This is a genomic window from Megasphaera sp. MJR8396C (assembly GCF_001546855.1).
Taxonomy (GTDB): Bacteria; Bacillota; Negativicutes; order Veillonellales; family Megasphaeraceae; genus Megasphaera.
This window is the reverse complement of record NZ_KQ958203.1, coordinates 1-18,753: the sequence shown is the minus strand read 5'-3', so window position 1 is coordinate 18,753 and position 18,753 is coordinate 1. Positions and strand designations below refer to the sequence as shown.

Genomic DNA, 18,753 nt, shown 5'->3' with positions numbered 1-18,753 from the left:
ATTTCCGGCAATGATATTGTCTTTGACAATGAAGGTAACGGTAATATCATTTATGGTAAGCAGAGTCAACTCAATATTGAAGCGGGGCGTGACATTGTCTATAATCATAAACATAAGAAAGGGAGTCCTGTCAATTCTTTTGCCTCTGAGATGAAGGCGAGAATCAACGCTGGTCACAACATCGTAATAAACAGCATTCGCTCAGCCAATTTGTTTAAAATTGTGGGTAATTCTTCTGTTGAAGTAGTGGCTGATAACGACGTCTTATTTCATATTACGAATTTGTCATCACCGCCTGCTATAGGAGTTACAAATAATTCATCTTTTTCTTTAAAGGGTAGGGATTTTTTCAGTAATGCACAAAGAACTTTGTGGGCAGGTGATAAATCTACGATAAATATCGATGTTAGCCATGATATCCAATTTATCACGCCTGGAATCGACGTCGGTACCAGCATGATTTTAGCTAACATTAACGGTACGGTTGATGTTACAGCTGATCGCGATATTATTTTAGACGCTAGTGTAGCAGCTCCTAACGTCCGAGCCGATACAAAAGGTCAGGTCAATTTGGTGGCTGGGCGTGATATGATTCTTTCGACGGCGGGTAAAGACGCAACGAATCCTCGCGAGTCTAATCTCTATGCCAACGACGGCACGATTACGGCCAAGGTCATTGACGGTACCATGTCTATCGCCAACGAAGGTGCTGTCGGAGCTTATGCGAATAACAGCGGCAGCATTACCCTCGAAGGACCTGTCGTCATGGAAGTCGGGAATGGTGCCGTGGCCACAAAGGATGGAGCAATCCTTTTTAAAGGACCTTTAACGCTTCATGGTACGGCAACGGGACTTAACGCCGATGGTGGCAGTGTTACCCTTGAAGGGGAAGCTGTCATGGATACGGTGGATGGAGCTATTGCTGGAAACAGTGGAACTATCCTCTTTAAAGGGCCCTTGACGTTACGCAGTACATCAACCGGTCTTACTGCCGATGGCGGCAATATTACGCTTGATGGAGAAGCCGTTATGGATACGGCTGACGGAGCTGTGGCCACTAATGGCGGGACGATTCTTTTCAATGGACCGTTGACGTTATATAGCAGCGACACGGCTTTGCGGACTGCTGACGGTGGTGTCATCGATGCGGCGGCAGCCGATACGGATAAATACATTGAAGGCAATGTTGTTTCTAACGGCGGTATCGTTTCTCTCGACTTGAATACGGTCGGATCCTATTTGACGGGGACGACAACCGTGTCGGACGGTACGGACAGTACCGGAATGCTGAACATGACCCTTGGGAATGGCACTGTCTGGAACGTGGCCGGTGACAGTTCTTTGACCAACCTCACTAATAACGGCACCGTCAATATGGCCGACAGCAATCGGACGGGTCAGCAAGTTACGGCCAAGACCCTCTCCGGTACGGGCACTTTGGTCATGGATTTGGACTGGTTGTCTAATCAGGGGACGAAAGGCGTCACGGCCAACAGCGATTATCTGACCGTTACCGACAGCGCCACCGGGACGCAGGCTTTAGTGAGTGATCCGACCGTCATGAACCTCGATAAAATGGGGGTTAACGACCGCCTCTATGTTGCCGAACTCAATAACAGCGACGCTGTACTTACCAGCTCCATTCAGCAGCGCAACGTCAATAAGGGCCATCTCTATGATTACATTATCGGTCTGACCCATGAAACGACGGGCGACACGACGGATTGGTACTTCGGCTCTGTCGGCAGCGTCGAAAGTCCCATCGTCCCGGCAGCGGACGTGCAGAACCGGACCCTTTTCGACATGGCGACCAACATGGATACCCTCAATAAACGTCTCGGTGAAGCTCGCTATGCCGATGGCCAAGATGCTGGCATGTGGACCCGTTTGACCTATTGCCACTTGGGACGCGACAGCTACGACGGCCACAGCAATCGCTTTGAACTCGGCTACGATAGGGTAAAACCGGGCGCTAACGACAGTACCCTTCGTCAGGGCCTATCTTTCAGCTATCTCCGGGATCGGACGTCCTTTACGGAAGGGCAGGGAAAATATAAGGGCTACTCGGGCAGCTTCTATCAGACCTGGCTCGGTCAGAAGGGCCATTACCTTGACGTCGTCGGCCGCATTGGCCGATTGAACGGCGAAGGGACGACGAGGCTTATAAACGGCGAAGCATCGAAGAGTTCCTTCGGGACCTGGTACCAACAGGCCAGCGTCGAATGGGGCCGCAAGAAAGCTCTGCGCGACTCGTGGTACATTGAACCCCAGAGCCAACTTCAGTATACTCACCTCAATGGGACGAACTACCGGGCCAGTGACGGCATCGGTCAAAACTTTGACAGCGTCCACAGCCTCATCGGCCGCTTAGGTTTCCGCCTCGGGAAAGACATCGATGCACAGAAATCCTGGTACATCAAAGCCGACATCCTCCACGAATTTGCCGGTAACCGCACCTTTGACCTGACCTCTATCGATGGCTTGGAACGGATCCATTATGACAAGACCAATCACGACACATGGTACGATGTAGGTGCCGGCATCACAGCCGAACTCAGTCACGATCGGAGCCTGTGGTTTGAATTTGAACGGACCTTCAACGGTTCTTACGGTAAAGATTGGGAACTCAATGCCGGCATGACCTGGCGCTTCCATTAAGGGAAATCAGGCAAACAATTGAATAAATAAACTATAATCCCCGATATCAAGTGGAATACCTTGGTATCGGGGATTTTTTGGGGTTTAAAAACTCATTCATATGGCGGAGCTTATTTCCGTTTAGAGTCCTTTGAATAAGGTTGTCGTTTGTTGGAACTCATCGACATATTTTTGGAACGTTGTGAGTAGTGGAATGTGATTCGAAAGGGGTTCCTTATGGGTAATTTGATAGATCGTTCTTTCCGGCGGCGGTGACGTCAAGGTGTAGATGGACAGATCCATTTCTTTTCGAAGGGCGTGGGCCATGGAAATGGGAAGGATAGACCAGTAGTGGCGTTCCAGAAAATAATGAAATAGGGACGGGTTATTGAATTTGATGCGCGGACTGGTGACGGTATTGAACCAGAAATCATGCCAGGCCTGGAATTCAGGGCTCCAGTCAATGAACATTTCTTCTTTTACATCCAAATCATGGGGATGGATAGCGCCAGAAGGATGCGGCGTGTCTTTTTTGCATAATAACACCATCGGTTCCGTGAACAAAGGCCGCGTAACGACATTCTTATAGGCGAAAGGCGTAATGACGAAGCCCGTATCGATTTCGTGATTCAGGAGCAGCGTATAGATTTCCTGTGAATGCTGGGTCCGAATGGCTAAGTCAAGGGTTTCTTCGTGAGCGAGTAAGTTTTGGTACAACTCCGGCAATACATAGGTATTGAGGCTGTCCGTGCAGCCCAGGGATAAGATGCTGTGCGGTTGGGACGTTTGAAGGGCCTGTGTATCTTTGAATAGTGAGAGCCAACGTTCGGCCAGAGGAAGAAAGCTTTCTCCTTTTGGGGTCAGATGGATTGTTCGTTGTCCCTGGTGGCGGACGATGAGTTGACTGTGGAGCTCGGCTTCCATGGCTTTCAGGTGGTGACTGACTGTTGACTGCGATAAGTATAGGTTTTCGGCTGCTTTAGAGAGACTGTGGGTATTGACGATTTCTAAGAAAATCCGTATGGCCGTGATGTTCATGATTTTCCTTTCTTACAGCAAATCCATTTTATAAAATATCTAAGTTATCTATATTATAATATCAAATCATTCATTATTCAAATGAATGATTTGGAAATATAATAAGGATAAGAAATACGAATGTTTGAAAGGAGTTGGTTTTATGTATCCAGGCATGGATATGATTCGTTGTACGATCATGCGGGGCGGTACGAGCAAAGGAATCTTTCTCATGGCCCACGACTTACCGACGAATCCGTCTCAGCAGGATGACGTGATTTTGCAGATTTTCGGGACACCGGATATCCGTCAGATTGACGGACTGGGAGGCGGAGACTTATTGACCAGCAAATGTGCTATCATCGGTCCGTCGTCACGACCGGATGCAGATGTAGATTATACGTTTGCTCAGGTGGCACTCGATAAAGCGTTGGTTAACCGCAAAGGAAATTGTGGGAATATCGCAGCCGCTGTCGGTCCCTTTGCCATTCACCAGGGTCTTGTGCCGGTAACCGAACCGGTAACAACCGTGCGTATCCACTTGACGAATTCTCATAATATCGTCACTGCCGAGATTCCTGTCGCCAACGGCGAAGCTGTCGTTGACGGAGAGCTTCATATCGATGGTGTCCCGGGCACGGGGGCTAAGATCATCTTGGACTGGAAAGACGGACAAGGCGCCTTTACGGGAAAGATGCTGCCGACTGGACATGTTTCAGACGTCATTGAAGCGGGAGGGCGGAATTATCATGTCTCCATCTTTGATGTCGGCAACCCCTTGGTCTTTGTCCCGGCCGGCGAACTTAATTTGACGGGCCTTGAAACGCCGAAAATGATTGAGTCAAATCCGGAAGTCATGGCCTTATTAGAAGAAATACGAGGAAAAGCGGCTGAAAAAATCGGAATGGTACAGCATTGGCAGTCTTCCGTGCAAGAGTCGGGGTACGTCCCCTTCATTGCCTTAGTAAGTCCGCCGGCTGCGTATGAGACTTTTGATGGAAAACAGGTAGAAGCAAAAGATGTCGATGTCGTCAGCCGATTACTATTCATGCAGCAGGTCCATAAGAGTTACCCCGTGACATCGACGGTTACCTTGGCCATTGCTGCCAAGATTCCCGGAACCGTCGTCAGTCAGGTGGTTCGTCCGGAGTCCAAACAACAGCAGGATATTCGCATCGGCCATCCGGCCGGTGTCATTCCGGCAGAATCAATGGTCGATATTGAAAAGGATACTATCGTGGTGCGTAAGGCTGCGATGTACAGAACGGCTCGGCTTATCATGGATGGGTACGTGTATGTTCGTCAGTCTCAGCTCGGTCGGACATAAGAGGGGGAAAATACTATGGTTGAAAAAACGAAAGAAGGTTTGCAGCGTGGTTTGAAAGAACGGCATATACAGTTGATGTCCATTGGCACGGCTATTGGCGTCGGCCTTTTCCTGGGTTCTTCACCAGCGATTCAGTTGTCAGGTCCGTCGATTATCCTTGAATATATCGTCTGTGGGGTCATCGTCTTTATCGTCATGAGAGCTTTGGGGGAATTGTCCGTACATAATCCCGTTTCCGGGTCCTTTGCCCGTCATGCCAGGGATTATATCAGCCCTTGGGCCGGCTTCATGGCTTCGTAGAATTACTTGTACATGATTTGGGCAGTCTGCACGGCGGAAATCATTGCAGCTCCTATCTTTATGCAGTTTTGGCTGCCCGATACGCCGCGATTGTTATGGTCCTTTTTAGCCTTTCTCCTGATCGTCGGGCTGAATTTTATGGCAGTCCATAACTTTGGAGAATTTGAATTTTGGTTTGCCATGATTAAGATCGTCGCTATTGTCGGGATGATTTTCTTCGGCGGACTCATGATTTTTGTGGGTATCGGTCAATTTTCAGAACCTGTCGGCATTTCAAATTTATGGAATAATGGAGGCTTTTTCCCGAAAGGGGCCTTTGGGTTCTTGATGGCATTGCCGTTTTGTATCTATGCGTACGGCGGTTCGGAAATGATCGGCAATACGGCCGGCGAAGTACAGAATCCTGAAAAAACCTTAGCCAAGGCCATCAACAATATTTTCCTGCGAATTCTTATTTTCTATGTCGGCTCCTTATTCGTCGTCATGTGTATTTTCCCATGGGATCAGGTCGGCGGGACTTTCGGCAGCCCTTTCGTGCAGGTTTTCCACTATGCCGGCATTCAAGAAGCGGCAGGCATCATGAACTTTGTCGTACTGACGTCAGCCTTGTCTTCGTTTAACAGTAATCTCTTTGCCGGAACGCGAATGGTATTTAACTTAGCAGAACAACATCAGGCGCCGCAGTGGCTGCGGAAGACAAATTCCAACAGCATCCCTTATCGCTGTGTCCTCGCTATCGCGGCCTCCCTCTGTGTCGGCGTCGTCTTAAGCCTCTTCGTGCCGCAGGATGTCTTTAGTGCCATGGTCGGCGCCGGTTCGACGTCGATTATGCTGACGTATATCATCATCCTGGTGTCGCACCATCGTTACCGCCGTATGCTGGCAGCCGGCAAAGTAACCAGAAGCAGTTTTCGTTTGCCTCTGTACCCCTTTACGACGTGGATCGCAGGAGCTTTCATTGTCGTTTCCCTTGCCGTCATCGCCTATGGTGAGACGACTCGTATCGGCTTTGGCGTAGCCCTTGTGCTATACGGCGTTCTTACAGCCATTTATTTTTTATCAGGCATGAATAAACATAGTATTATTCTTGAACCACAGAAAGGATGCAGTCAACATGAACTATAACGAATTGGATACATCAATCTTAGAAGCTTTTAAAGAATTGGATACGTCTTCCTTGACGGATGCCTTGGACAAACAGGGGATTGCCGGAGGACTGTTGGGCATTAAAGCCGTTGTTCCGGGAACCCGTCTTTGCGGTCAGGCTTTTACGGTGCAATATATTCCCTGCGGTCAGACCAAGGGCAATGTCGGTGATTTTCTCGACGATGTCCCGCAAGGCCATGTCGTAGTCATTGATAATGGCGGCAGACAGTACTGCACGGTCTGGGGCGATATCATGTCGCAGGTGGCGGAATGGAAGGGTGTTGCCGGTACGGTCATCGACGGGGTATGCCGGGATGTTAAGACCATTCAGGACCTCAAGTATCCTATCTTTACAAAAGGAAACTATATGATGACCGGTAAGGACCGCGTCGAAGTGGCTTCCATTAACGAACCGGTTTCGATTTCATCGGTCAAGGTCTGCCCCGGTGATTTGATTGTCGCCGATGAAAACGGTGCCGTCTGCATTCCTTTGCAGGTCGTAGAAACGACGCTGCAGATTGCCCAGTCCATTGAAGCGAAGGAACAGCAGATCGTAGCCTTGGTCAAGAGCGGTAAGACCTTGAAAGAAGCTCGGGCCCAGATGGGGTACCATCATTTACAGACGCACGAAGAAAATTGACAGGGGGAATCGAGATGGATATTGCCAGTGCTTTTAAGGGAATCCCAACCGGGAATATTTGTGATATGAATGGCCGGGAAGGAAGTATGGATGCGGCTATTAAACCGTTAGATTATCATTTTGAGATGGCCGGCTATGCCATGACCGTAACCTGCGTGCCAGGAGACAACTTGACGATTCACCGCGCCATTGCTGAAGCCAAACCGGGCGTCGTCTTGGTCATTCAGTGCCAGGGGTACCTTCAGGCCGGCGTCTTCGGAGAACTCTTTGCGACGTCTTGCCGGGCCAGAGGCATTGCCGGAGTCGTCATCGATGGCGCTTGCCGGGATAAGCGGGATATTATTGAAATGAATTATCCGGTTTTTGCCCGCGGCGTCTGCCCCAATGGGACGCTGAAAGAAACTTGCGGCACTATCGATGAAGTCATCGAATGCGGCGGTCGTATCGTCCACCCCGGGGATATCATTGTCGGTGATGCCGACGGTGTCGTCGTCATTCCCAAAGAACGGGCCGAAGAGGTCCTTGAAAAGTCACAAGGGAAGAAGAAAAAAGAAGATGAATTGAAAGTCCTTTTACAACAAGGCCAGACGACGGCAGAGTTGATGGGCTTTGCCAAAAAATGGCAATCATGAAACAGGGGGATCAGTGATGCGTGATTTTATTAGTCAACGGGTAAAAGACCTGCAGCCGTCGGCAACGGTACGGCTTATGAGTTTAGCAAAACAGATGAAAGAAGAAGGTCAAGATATTATTAACCTGGCTGGTGGCGAACCGGATTTCAAGACGCCGTCACCTATTATCGAACGAGCCTATGCCGATATGAAGGCCGGGTTCACGTCGTATGTCCAAAGTCAGGGGCTGCCGGAACTGCGCCGAAAATTGGCTCAGAAACTACAGATGGAAAATGGGATTGATGCCGTCCAGGAAGGTATTTTGGTCACAGCCAGCACGAAATTAGCTCTTTTCATCGGCCTATTTACATGCCTCCAGGCCGGCGATGAAGCCCTGTATTTTGAGCCGGCCTATGTGTCCTATAAGCCCATCATCGAATTGACCGGAGCCAAGGCCGTCGGCATTCCCTTGGCCTACGAAGATAATTATCTTATCCGCAAAAATGAAATTGAAAAATTCGTTACTCCGCAGACGAAGGCCATTGTCTTATGCTCTCCCAATAACCCGACAGGACGAGTTTGCCAGGCTGAGGAACTGCAGGCGATTGCGGAAGTGGCTTGTGAACGGGACTTGCTCATTTTCTCCGATGAGATTTATGAACGAATTATTTTTGATGACTTCAAACATATAAGCCCGGCCAGTTTGCCGGACTTGAAGGACCGCGTTGTTACGCTCAACGGTTTTTCAAAGGCCCATGCCATGGCCGGTTGGCGGCTGGGATACGTCGCGGCCGCTCCGGATTTGATGCGTCAAATGGCCAAAGTCCAACAGCATATTCTCAATTGTGCGACGTCTTTTGTACAGAGTGCGGCTCTTACGGCCCTGGACTGCGAAGCCGACGTCAGTCGGATGTGTCAGGAATATGCTGAACGGCGTCAGTATTTCGTGCAAGCCTTGAATGAAATTCCCTGCATTACATGCCGGGCTCCGCAAGGTGCGTTCTATGTTTTGCCGCAGATCGATTATCGCGGTATGGATTCCCTGGCTCTGAGCGAATACCTCCTGAAAGAAGGTCATGTAGCGGCAGCACCGGGCGATGCCTTCGGCAGGGGCGCTGAAAATTGTATCCGCATGCCTTTTGCAACGTCCATGGAAGTCTTGCAGGAAACGGTCCGCCGTTTGCAGCGCATTTTACAGTAAAGAATAGAAGGAGTATTACGATGGTACGCATAGCTTGTGCTCAACTCCGTTTGGGCAAAGATCAAGAAGAAAATTATCAGAAAGCCCTGGACTACCTGCATCGGGCGAAAGTGGCCGGAGCGCAGTTGGTTTGCTTCCCTGAAGGGCAGCTGATGGAATATATACCGCAGTATGCCGGGCTTTCCAAGGATAATATTGCCATTCCTTTAACGGACCGGCATATCGAAGGATTTCGTCAGGCCTGCCGGGAAGAAGGCATCATCGGTGTCTTTTCCCTGGTCTTGACCTGGGAAGGAAAGATTTATCCGACCATGATGATTGTCGATGAAACGGGGGAAATTAAAGCCATTGTTCGCAAGAACCATATCGTCCGGGCACCGCATTTCTATGAACAGGATTACTTTACCCCCGGCGATGACGGCTTTGTCGTCGTACCGACGTCGGCCGGAAACATCGGACTCATCGTCTGCTTCGACCGCCATTATCCGGAAAGTTTTCGGACGCTGGCTCTGAAAGGAGCAGATCTAGTCATTACGGCCGTCGCTAATGAAACGGCAGAACCCCTGGATGTATTCCAATGGGAAATCCGTATTCCTGCTTTCCAGAACAGTTTTTATGCGGTTATGGTCAACCGTACCGGACAGGAAGGGGTCATGGAATTCTGCGGTCAGAGCATCGTCGCAGGCCCCGATGGTTCCGTAGTGGCCCTGGCGGGAGCGGATGAAGAACTTCTATTGGCCGATTTGGATTATGAAACGTCTCGCAGATTGAGGGATGAAAAACAATATCTCCCGCTACGGCGCAAAGAAGCTTTTGAATTATAAGTAAAATAGGCTGTGCAGAAGGGAACCTTTCTCGATGTGACAGCCTATTTTTCTGCAAAGGGCTGTGAGCAGTCCGTTAGAACCGTGTTTGTGATAGTTGGAAAAGGATAGTTATGACAAGATAAATACCCACATTGGGTACGAGGCAGGTCCGGCATGACCTGGCGCTTCCATTAAGCGAAATGAAGAAAACAATTGAATAAATAAACTACAATCCCCGATATCAAGTGGAATACCTTGGTATCGGGGATTTTTTCGGTTAAAAAAATAGATATATCACAGAAAAATATCGATAAAATCATTATACAGACATAAAACTTACACATATTATACAAATAAATGACCGTTATATTACAAAAGTATATAGATAAATGACCAAAAGTAATTTATACTTGAATAAAATGAATGATTTTCGGATTTTTTATGTTTGGAGAGGATACCATGAAAACGGAGAAACGGAATGTATTACGAGCTTGTATTTTGACCATGCTGCTGGCCATGCCCGTGGCCGCTTCCTATGCCAGCTCCCCCCTTTGGACGGAGGGAGAGGAGATATCCGGTGAATATACCCTTCCTCCTTGGCGCTATGGGGTTACGGTGGATAAGAATGAAGAAATAGTCAAGGCTACAGGGGATGTAAAAATCAATAACAACGATACTAGCAACAGTTGGCCGATTATTGGTGCGAGTGGTCAAGAACATAAGTCCTTTACCCTTGATATGGATGGGCATACGCTTACTGCCGGAGAATATGGCTTTTTTGTTAATTTTTCAGGCGGAAATAATAATAAAGTTACGATTACCAATGCCGACAATATAGTTAGCAATTTCCATAAGGTTTCTTCTATCTTTTCTTGGGGAACAGGACAGAAAATTTCTCTCGATGCGAAAAACAATATTGAATTTAATAAGGTTGAAAATAATAATGATTATTCCCCGCTTTTTATTCGAGATAAGGATAGCGTTCTTTCTTTATCGGCAGGGAAGGATGTCGTTGTGACCAATGGCAGTATGAGTTTTATATTAGAGCTTAAAGCAGAGGGAACGGCGAATATACATGCCAATCACGATGTGATATTGAATCAGGAGTATGGTCAGGCTTCAAAGTATGGTAAGAATCAGATGATTCACTTGGAGAATCAGAGTCAATTGAACATATCCGCCAATCATGATATCCGCTTCAATAATAAAGGTGTGAATCGTGTTGTATTCGGGACGAATAAGGCCGGAATCAATTTTAAGGCCGGGAACGATATTATCTATGATAATCAGAAGGAAGAGGCTAACCCTGTTCATATCTTGGAAGCTGAAAGCAAGGCGTCTATCGAGGCCGGACACGATATTATCCTAAAGGATGCCCAGTCGGTAAAAATGTTTGATCTTAAGGGAGCGTCGTCTGTCAATGTAGTGGCTGGTAACGATATCTCCGTCAGTACTAAGGATGGTCAAGTAGTCAGCCTGATCGATGCTGATGAGAGCAGTACGGCAAATATCACGTCCAATCGCAACATGACCTTGGATATCGGTGTAGCCGCACCTGTCGTTCATGCAAAGGGCCAGGTCAATTTGAAAGCCGGCAACAATATGACCCTTTCGACGACTGGCGCGGATGGGCGCGACTTGAAAATCGCCAATCTGTATGCCGACGGCGATAAGGCTGTGATTACGGCTGAGGCTACCGAAGGGACGCTGACTATCTCCAATAACGGAGCTGCTGGGATATATGCTGATAACGGCGGTAAAATTACCCTTGGAGGAAAGGTGGTCATGGATACGGGTGATGGAGCCGTAGTTATCGATGGAGGAGCGATTTCCTTTACCGGCCCATCTCTGACGCTTACGAGTAGTGACGTAGGACTTGATGCCGATGCGGGTACGATTACGCTTGACGGGGCTGCTGATGTGGAGGCCGTCGACGGAGCTATTGCTCAAAACGGCGGAACCATTCTCGTTAAAGGGCCTTTGACCGTACGCACTACGGATACCAGCCTTGTAGCTTACAGAGATAAGAGTAGTATTACTGTCGAAGGTGAAGCTGTCCTGAATGGGTTAGACGGAGTCATTGCTGAAAATGGCGGAACGGTTCTCTTTAACGGACCCTTGACCCTCAATAGCACGGCGACGGGACTTACGGCTGACGAGGGTAGTATTACGGTCGGTGGCGACGCTGTCTTAGATACGGCAGACGGAGTTATTGCTGAATATGGCGGAACGGTTGTCTTTAACGGACCCTTGACGTTACACAGTACGGCGACAGGTCTTACGGCAGACGGGAGCAACATTACTGTCGGTGGGGACGCCGTTTTGGATACAGCCGACGGAGTTGTCGCTTTCAATGAGGGGACGATTCTCTTTGAAGGGCCATTGACACTTAAGAGCAGTGCAGTTGGCCTTACCGCTGATGGCAGTACTATTACCGTCGATGGAGCCGCTGCTCTGAATGGGGCAGACGGAGCGGTAGCTGACAATGAAGGGACCATCCTTTTTAGTGGACCTTTGACGATTCGCAGCACCGGCATGGCTTTACAGGCTGTCGACGGCGGTGTCATCGATGCTTCGACAGCTGATACGGCTAAATATATTGAGGGCAATATCGTGGCCGAAGATGGTACTATTTCTCTCGACTTGAATAAGGCCGGTTCGTACCTGACCGGGACGACGAACGTGTTTGATACGGCCCTTTCTCGTGCTGCCTATGGTTATCAATCAGCAGGGGACGGCAGCGATGACAGCACGGGGCTGAACTTGACCCTTGGGACGGGAACCGTTTGGAACGTGACCGGTGACAGCTCCCTGACCAACTTAACCAATAACGGCACCGTCAATATGAGTGACAGCAGTCGGACGGGTCAGCAGTTGACGGTTAAGAACCTCGCTGGAGAGGGCACGCTGGCCATGGATTTGGACTGGCTGTCCAATCAGGGGGCCAAGAGTGCTACGGCCAACAGCGATTATCTGACTGTTACGGATAGTGCGACGGGAACGCAGGCCTTAGTAAGCAATTCATCTGCCATGAACCTCGATAAGATGGGGGCTGACGATCGTTTATATGTAGCCACACTCAATAACAGCGACGCCGTCCTTACCAGCTCGATTACACAGCAGAATGTCATCTCCGGCCATCTCTATGATTACGTCATTGGCCTTAGTCATGAAACGACGGGCGATACGACGGATTGGTTCTTCAGCGCCACTGACAAAGTCGAAAGCAATGTCGTTCCGGCAGCTAAGGTACAGAATCGTGCCCTTTTCGACATGGCGACCACCATGGATACTCTCAATAAACGCCTCGGCGAAGCTCGCTATGCTGAAGGCGAAGATGCAGGCATATGGGCTCGTTTAACCTATCGTCACCTCGGCCGCGACAGTTATGACGGTCATGGCAACCGCTTTGAACTCGGCTGGGATACGGTCAAACCGGGCGATGACGACAGCACCCTTCGTCAGGGCCTGTCCTTCAACTACCTCAATAACCGGACCTCTTTTGATACGGGAAATGGGAAATACAAAGGCTACACGGGTAGCTTTTACCGGACCTGGCTCGGCCAGACCGGTCACTATCTCGACGTCGTCGCCCGCATTGGCCGGTTGAACGGTGAAGGAACGACGAGGCTCATAAACGGCGACGAATCGAAGAGTTCTTTCGGGTCTTGGTACCAACAGGCCAGCGTCGAATGGGGCCGCAAGAAAGCCTTGCGTGACTCGTGGTATATCGAATCTCAGAGCCAGCTCCAGTATACGCATCTCAATGGGACCGACTACCGGACCAATGACGGCATCAAACAAAACTTCGACAGCGTCCACAGCCTCATCGGCCGCTTGGGCTTCCGCCTGGGCAAAGACCTCGATGCCAACAAATCCTGGTACTTCAAAGCTGATATCTTCCATGAATTTGCCGGCAACCGGACCTTTGACCTGACTTCTTTGGATGGCTCGGAACGCCTGCGCTATGACAAAACGAATCACGATACCTGGTACGATATTGGGGCCGGACTTGCAGCCGATCTCAGTCACGATAGAAGCCTTTGGCTCGAATTTGAACGGACCTTCAACGGGTCTTACGGCAAAGATTGGGAACTCAACGGCGGCATGACCTGGCGCTTCCATTAATCGCAAGACAGATGAAAATTGAACGAATAGAGATGTATCCCCGGTATCCAGAGACGCAGTGGATATCGGGGATTTCTTTGAAATGTCTGTTTTAGGGGGAGCGCGTTATTTCACCGAAATGTCTCATGATTAGAAAACAATTACAATTCAATTAAAAGTATAAATAATAACAAAAATGTGTAGATTTATAATTAGATATGATTTACAATGTAATTAGATGAAAACGTTCCGATATTTTAGTGATTAAAGTGGAGACAAAACTATGAGGCAAGAGAGACGGAAAATATTACGCGCTTGTATTCTGAGCATGATGATGGCGATGCCTGTCGCCGGTGTCTGTGCGGCCGAAGAGTATCCTTTGTCCGGTGATAAAATCGGCGGTGAATATAAAATAGAAGGCCGAAATTATGCCATTTTTTTTAGAGAATCGAGAGATATCGAGGCCGTGGATGACGTGACCATCACCAATACGGTGGAAGCCGATGGAGATGCCAACGACACGACGATGAGTATCGTTGGCACTACCGATGGAGAGGGTAAGTCCTTTACGCTCGACATGAAGGGACATAGTCTGACTAGCGGCGATTACGGCTCATTTTTAAATTTAACGAATGGGAAGAATAATAAAATCATCATTAAAAATGCTAAAGATATTGTCAGCACTTCTCATAGATCGAATGATATCCATGCTACGGGAACAGGGCATGTGATTTCCTTAGAGGCTGCAGGAGATATTCAATTCAATAGAGAAGATACGATTGAAAATAAGTATCCTATCATTTATTGGGGTGGTGATAACGAGCTTTCCTTATCGGCGGGAAACAATATCGTCATGAACAATAAAGATGACGTCGTTATGGTTTATGTTGAGAAGGAAGGCAAAGCGTCCCTCGTTGCCGGTAATGATATCATCTTTAATAATGATGGGAAGAGCAATGAAGTCAATGTTCATCAGGGCGTGATAAATATCGAAGCCGGTCATGATATTATCAACAACCATAATCGTCAAGAGAGTCTTCCAGTTTATTACTTTGGTGATGAGGCGGAAGCTCACGTTAAAGCCGGTCACGATTTGATGATAGACAGCCTTTACTCGACCAATCTGTTTAACGTCCAGAATGGATCTTCGGCAGACGTCGTGGCCGGCAATGATATCGTATTTAAGGTGAAAACGTTGGCTTTAACTCCCAGTGCTTACAGCATGTATAATTCATCGCTTTCGCTCCAAAGCCGAAACTTTTTCAGTAATGCCCAGCGAACCCTGCGAACCCGTGATGATTCTCAATTGACGGTTCGGGCCGATAATGACATCATCTTTGATACGCCAGGGGCTTTTGATGAGCTCAGTATGATTGCCGTGAATGCCAGGAGTACGGCCGACGTCTCAGCCGGTCATGATCTGGTCTTAAAGGTTGGCGTCGCAGCGCCTAACGTCCATGTCGATACGAAGGGTGTCGCCAACTTGACGGCCGGTCACGATATGATTCTCACGACGGCAGGTAAAGACGCAACGAATCCTCTGGAATCTAATCTCTATGCCGATAACGGCACGATTACGGCAAAAGTCATTGACGGTACTATGTCTATCTCTAATGACGGCGCCGTCGGAGCCTATGCGAATGATGGCGGCAGCATTACCCTCGAAGGACCTGTCGTCATGGAAGTAGGGAATGGCGCTGTGGCTACAAAGGATGGAACGATCCTCTTTAACGGCCCCTTGACGTTACGCAGCACATCAACCGGCCTTACTGCCGATGGCGGCAATATTACGCTTGATGGAGAAGCCGTTATGGATACGGCTGACGGAGCTGTCGCCACTAATGGAGGGACGATTCTTTTCAATGGCCCCTTGACACTTCATAGCACTGATACGGCTTTGCGGGCTGCTGACGGCGGTGTCATCGATGCGGCGGCAGCCGATACGAATAAATATATTACAGGTAATGTCGTCGCAGCCGGAGGTATCGTTTCTCTCGATTTGAATACGGCAGGGTCCTATTTGACGGGGACGACCTCGGTATCAGACGGCACGGTTTCTCTGGACTCTTCTTTGGATAGGGCGGCTGCAGCGGACAGCACTGGGACACTGGACCTAACCCTTGGAAACGGTACTGTTTGGAACGTGACTGACGACAGCTCCTTGACGAATCTTACTAATAACGACACCGTCAATATGGCGGACAGCAGTCGGACGGGACAACAGGTTACGGCCAAGACACTCTCCGGTACGGGGACGCTGGCCATGGATTTGGACTGGTTGTCCAATCAGGGCACGAAAGGTGTCACGGCCAACAGCGATTATTTGACCGTTACCGATAGTGCGACGGGAACGCAGAATTTAGTGAGCGATCCGACCGTCATGAACCTCGATAAGATGGGGGTTAACGACAGACTGTATGTAGCTGAACTCAATAACAGCGATGCCACGCTTACCAGCTCCATTCAGCAGCGCAACGTCAACAAAGGCCATCTCTATGATTACATTATTGGTCTTACCCATGAAACGACGGGCGATACGACGGATTGGTATTTCGGCTCTGTTGATAAGGTCGAAAGCAATGTCGTTCCGGCAGCCAATGTGCAGAACCGCACTCTTTTTGACATGGCAACCAACATGGATACCCTGAATAAACGCCTCGGCGAAGCTCGCTATGCCGACGGTGAAGATGCTGGCATGTGGGCCCGCTGGACCTATCGCCACCTTGGACGCGATAGCTACAACGGCCACAGCAATCGCTTTGAACTCGGCTGGGATACGGTCAAACAAGGCGCCGATGACAGTAGCCTTCGTCAGGGGCTTTCTTTCAGCTACCTCCGTAGCCAGACGTCCTTTGATACGGGAAATGGGAAATACAAGGGCTACACGGGCAGCTTCTATCAGACCTGGCTCGGTCAGAAGGGACACTATCTCGACGTCGTCGGCCGCATTGGCCGGTTGAACGGCGAAGGGACGACGAGGCTCATAAATGGCGACGAATCGAAGAGCTCCTTCGGGACCTGGTACCAACAGGCCAGCGTCGAATGGGGACGCAAGAAAGACTTACGTGATTCGTGGTACGTCGAGCCTCAGGGACAGCTCCAGTATACGCACATCAATGGTCGAGACTATCGGACCAACGACGGCGTTGGAATGGACTTTGACAGCGTCCACAGCCTCATTGGCCGTCTTGGATTCCGCTTCGGGAAAGACATCGATGCACAGAAGTCTTGGTATATCAAAGCCGACATCCTCCACGAATTTGCCGGCAACCGCACCTTTGATCTGACCTCTTTGGATGGATTGGAACGAATCCATTATGATAAGACGAATCACGACACCTGGTACGATGTTGGTGCTGGCCTCACGGCTGAACTCAGTCACGATCGGAGCTTGTGGTTTGAATTTGAACGGACCTTCAATGGCTCTTACGGCAGAGACTGGGAACTCAACGCCGGCATGACTTGGCGCTTCCATTAAGCAAAATAAGGGAAACAATTGAATAAATAAAATAGGATACCCGATATCGTGGACGCCACCCGATATCGGGTATTTTTATAAAAAGAAGGTGTTCTTTTCGGAGTCGGCTCTCTCTTGACGGTTTGGAAAGCCTGGGGTATGATAAAACAAACCACGCTAGATGGTATTACGCAGACGCTGACATTTCGGCCGGACTAAAATATGACAGGAATTGTCAAATTTAAAAGAGACTTCAGCGACGTCCCGACAGGGATTGAGTCCTCAAGGCCGGCATGATCTGGCGCTGCGATTAAATTTATATGAAAACAATCTTTCAAAAGAGGTGAAGACAGTGACCCACTTAACGGATACTCTTACATTTAAACGCGGCCTTACGGTAAAAAATCGCTTGGCCATTCCGCCCATGACGACTCGCATGAGTTATTATGACGGCACGGTTACGGGGGATGAAATTGCCTATTACGGCATGCGCACCGGTGCTGTCGGCATGTTTATCACCGGCGTAGCCTATATTCAGCCGAACGGCAAGTGCTGGACCGGGGAATTGAGCGTCGATGACGATGCCTTCTTGCCTAATCTCAGCAAATTGGCGTCGGCCATCAAACGGGACGGAACCCGGGCCATTTTGCAGATCTTCCATGCCGGCCGCATGACCGACAGCAAGACTATCGAAGGCGAACAGCCCGTAGCTCCCAGTGCCGTCGCCGCGGCTAAAGACGGGGCTGAAACGCCTCGCGAACTGCGCGATGACGAAATTGAAGAAATCATCGAAAACTTCAAAAAGGCGGCCGTTCGAGCTGTCAAAGCCGGGTTCGACGGTGTAGAACTCCACGGTGCCAACCATTACCTGCTGCACCAGTTCTTCTCGCCGCACTCCAACCGCCGTACCGATAAATGGGGCGGGAGCCTCGAAAAGCGCTATACCTTCATTGAACGCGTCGTTGACGGTGTCATTGAAGCCGTCGATGCTATGAACGTTCCCAACTTCATCATCGGCTACCGCTTTTCTCCTCGGGAAGAAACGGATCCGGGCTTTAATTTGAAGGAAACGCTGTGGCTTGTCGACAAACTGGCCGATAAGAAATTGGATTATCTCCACATTTCCCTGACCCGTTATGATCGCAAGACCAATATTCCGGAATATCAGGATAAGTCGATGCTGGCTTATGTTCACGACGCCATTGGCGGCCGCATGCCCCTCATTTCGGTCGGCGACGTCCGCACGCGGGCTGACGTAGAAGCTGCTCTGGCCGACTCGGAAATCGTCGCTGCCGGCTGCTCGTCCCTCATCGACCCCAATTGGAGCGCTAAGATCTTGGCTCATCGGGACGATGAAATCCGTTCGATGCTCAATTTGCAGGATCGGGATCTGCTGATGATTGCCAACGGTACCTATGCATTTATGAAAATGAAAGTGCCTGATCGTTTAATCGAATAAAAGCGCTCTTCAGCGAGTCGCCTCCACCCGTAAAACGGGTGGCTC

General features: G+C 49.3%; 10 protein-coding genes and 1 pseudogene. 10 read left to right on the top strand and 1 reads right to left on the bottom strand.

Annotated features, from left to right (window positions below; translation table 11 throughout):
* Window positions 1-456: 456 nt before the first annotated feature.
* Window positions 457-2,658 (top strand): autotransporter outer membrane beta-barrel domain-containing protein, encoded by a 2,202-nt coding sequence (locus tag HMPREF3201_RS08490; protein WP_197408283.1) that lies wholly within the window; start codon window positions 457-459, stop codon window positions 2,656-2,658.
* A gap of 120 nt (window positions 2,659-2,778) precedes the next feature.
* On the opposite strand, the gene HMPREF3201_RS08485 is transcribed toward HMPREF3201_RS08490, so the two are convergent.
* Window positions 2,779-3,675 carry a LysR family transcriptional regulator gene (locus tag HMPREF3201_RS08485; RefSeq protein WP_062412648.1) on the bottom strand — a complete coding sequence of 299 codons (897 nt, stop codon included), beginning with the start codon at window positions 3,673-3,675 and terminating at the stop codon, window positions 2,779-2,781.
* 154 nt (window positions 3,676-3,829) lie between these two features.
* Between HMPREF3201_RS08485 and HMPREF3201_RS08480 the strand changes: the two genes are divergently transcribed.
* The 9 genes and pseudogenes from HMPREF3201_RS08480 (at window position 3,830) to HMPREF3201_RS08440 (ending at window position 18,708) form a co-directional block, all read left to right on the top strand.
* On the top strand, window positions 3,830-4,981 hold the full coding sequence (locus HMPREF3201_RS08480; protein WP_197408282.1) for a 2-methylaconitate cis-trans isomerase PrpF family protein: 1,152 nt from the start codon (window positions 3,830-3,832) through the stop codon (window positions 4,979-4,981).
* A 15-nt stretch (window positions 4,982-4,996) separates the two neighbouring features.
* Window positions 4,997-6,406, top strand: a pseudogene (locus HMPREF3201_RS08475) (amino acid permease).
* The gene (locus HMPREF3201_RS08470) at window positions 6,396-7,067 is read left to right on the top strand and encodes an RraA family protein (RefSeq protein ID WP_062412646.1); all 672 of its coding nucleotides are present in this window, start codon (window positions 6,396-6,398) and stop codon (window positions 7,065-7,067) included. Before HMPREF3201_RS08475 ends, HMPREF3201_RS08470 begins: the two are co-directional and overlap by 11 nt.
* 14 nt (window positions 7,068-7,081) lie before the next feature.
* The gene (locus HMPREF3201_RS08465; RefSeq protein WP_062412645.1) at window positions 7,082-7,699 is read left to right on the top strand and encodes a 4-carboxy-4-hydroxy-2-oxoadipate aldolase/oxaloacetate decarboxylase; all 618 of its coding nucleotides are present in this window, start codon (window positions 7,082-7,084) and stop codon (window positions 7,697-7,699) included.
* 16 nt (window positions 7,700-7,715) lie between these two features.
* Window positions 7,716-8,879 (top strand): pyridoxal phosphate-dependent aminotransferase, encoded by a 1,164-nt coding sequence (locus HMPREF3201_RS08460; RefSeq protein WP_062412644.1) that lies wholly within the window; start codon window positions 7,716-7,718, stop codon window positions 8,877-8,879.
* A gap of 20 nt (window positions 8,880-8,899) precedes the next feature.
* Window positions 8,900-9,703: a carbon-nitrogen hydrolase family protein gene (locus tag HMPREF3201_RS08455; protein WP_062412643.1), complete on the top strand. Its 804-nt coding sequence runs from the start codon at window positions 8,900-8,902 to the stop codon at window positions 9,701-9,703.
* A gap of 441 nt (window positions 9,704-10,144) precedes the next feature.
* Window positions 10,145-13,813, top strand: a complete 3,669-nt coding sequence (locus tag HMPREF3201_RS08450) for an autotransporter outer membrane beta-barrel domain-containing protein (RefSeq protein WP_062412642.1) — start codon at window positions 10,145-10,147, stop codon at window positions 13,811-13,813.
* Window positions 13,814-14,120: 307 nt separating this feature from the next.
* Window positions 14,121-17,270, top strand: a complete 3,150-nt coding sequence (locus tag HMPREF3201_RS08445) for an autotransporter outer membrane beta-barrel domain-containing protein (protein WP_062412641.1) — start codon at window positions 14,121-14,123, stop codon at window positions 17,268-17,270.
* A gap of 331 nt (window positions 17,271-17,601) precedes the next feature.
* A complete protein-coding gene (locus HMPREF3201_RS08440; RefSeq protein ID WP_062412640.1) occupies window positions 17,602-18,708 on the top strand; it encodes an NADH-dependent flavin oxidoreductase in 1,107 nt (368 codons plus the stop codon).
* Window positions 18,709-18,753: the final 45 nt, after the last annotated feature.

Bases quoted from the DNA above. Each gene is read 5' to 3' on its own strand.
- HMPREF3201_RS08490 (WP_197408283.1), top strand. From the start codon at position 457: ATGATTTTAGCTAACATTAACGGTACGGTTGATGTTACAGCTGATCGC.
- HMPREF3201_RS08485 (WP_062412648.1), bottom strand. From the start codon at position 3,675: ATGAACATCACGGCCATACGGATTTTCTTAGAAATCGTCAATACCCAC.
- HMPREF3201_RS08480 (WP_197408282.1), top strand. From the start codon at position 3,830: ATGGATATGATTCGTTGTACGATCATGCGGGGCGGTACGAGCAAAGGA.
- HMPREF3201_RS08470 (WP_062412646.1), top strand. From the start codon at position 6,396: ATGAACTATAACGAATTGGATACATCAATCTTAGAAGCTTTTAAAGAA.
- HMPREF3201_RS08465 (WP_062412645.1), top strand. From the start codon at position 7,082: ATGGATATTGCCAGTGCTTTTAAGGGAATCCCAACCGGGAATATTTGT.
- HMPREF3201_RS08460 (WP_062412644.1), top strand. From the start codon at position 7,716: ATGCGTGATTTTATTAGTCAACGGGTAAAAGACCTGCAGCCGTCGGCA.
- HMPREF3201_RS08455 (WP_062412643.1), top strand. From the start codon at position 8,900: ATGGTACGCATAGCTTGTGCTCAACTCCGTTTGGGCAAAGATCAAGAA.
- HMPREF3201_RS08450 (WP_062412642.1), top strand. From the start codon at position 10,145: ATGAAAACGGAGAAACGGAATGTATTACGAGCTTGTATTTTGACCATG.
- HMPREF3201_RS08445 (WP_062412641.1), top strand. From the start codon at position 14,121: ATGATGATGGCGATGCCTGTCGCCGGTGTCTGTGCGGCCGAAGAGTAT.